1 protein-coding gene is annotated in these 889 nt (G+C 53.2%); it reads left to right on the forward strand.

Going from position 1 to position 889, the window contains the following annotated elements; translation table 11 throughout:
- The first annotated feature begins 66 nt into the window (after window positions 1-66).
- A complete protein-coding gene (locus tag HGG74_RS20885; protein ID WP_001067855.1) occupies window positions 67-771 on the forward strand; it encodes an IS6-like element IS26 family transposase in 705 nt (234 codons plus the stop codon).
- Window positions 772-889: the final 118 nt, after the last annotated feature.

Here is an 889-nt window from a genome sequence, read left to right on the forward strand (position 1 = left end):
GGGGGCACTGTTGCAAATAGTCGGTGGTGATAAACTTATCATCCCCTTTTGCTGATGGAGCTGCACATGAACCCATTCAAAGGCCGGCATTTTCAGCGTGACATCATTCTGTGGGCCGTACGCTGGTACTGCAAATACGGCATCAGTTACCGTGAGCTGCAGGAGATGCTGGCTGAACGCGGAGTGAATGTCGATCACTCCACGATTTACCGCTGGGTTCAGCGTTATGCGCCTGAAATGGAAAAACGGCTGCGCTGGTACTGGCGTAACCCTTCCGATCTTTGCCCGTGGCACATGGATGAAACCTACGTGAAGGTCAATGGCCGCTGGGCGTATCTGTACCGGGCCGTCGACAGCCGGGGCCGCACTGTCGATTTTTATCTCTCCTCCCGTCGTAACAGCAAAGCTGCATACCGGTTTCTGGGTAAAATCCTCAACAACGTGAAGAAGTGGCAGATCCCGCGATTCATCAACACGGATAAAGCGCCCGCCTATGGTCGCGCGCTTGCTCTGCTCAAACGCGAAGGCCGGTGCCCGTCTGACGTTGAACACCGACAGATTAAGTACCGGAACAACGTGATTGAATGCGATCATGGCAAACTGAAACGGATAATCGGCGCCACGCTGGGATTTAAATCCATGAAGACGGCTTACGCCACCATCAAAGGTATTGAGGTGATGCGTGCACTACGCAAAGGCCAGGCCTCAGCATTTTATTATGGTGATCCCCTGGGCGAAATGCGCCTGGTAAGCAGAGTTTTTGAAATGTAAGGCCTTTGAATAAGACAAAAGGCTGCCTCATCGCTAACTTTGCAACAGTGCCGCGCGACGAGCAGCAGCACCAGGAGCAGAAGCACGTCGAGAAAAAGCAACAGCAGATCGAGCAGCG

The organism is Arthrobacter mobilis (assembly GCF_012395835.1).
Taxonomy (GTDB): domain Bacteria; phylum Actinomycetota; class Actinomycetes; order Actinomycetales; family Micrococcaceae; genus Crystallibacter; species Crystallibacter mobilis.

Bases quoted from the DNA above. Each gene is read 5' to 3' on its own strand.
- HGG74_RS20885 (WP_001067855.1), top strand. From the start codon at position 67: ATGAACCCATTCAAAGGCCGGCATTTTCAGCGTGACATCATTCTGTGG.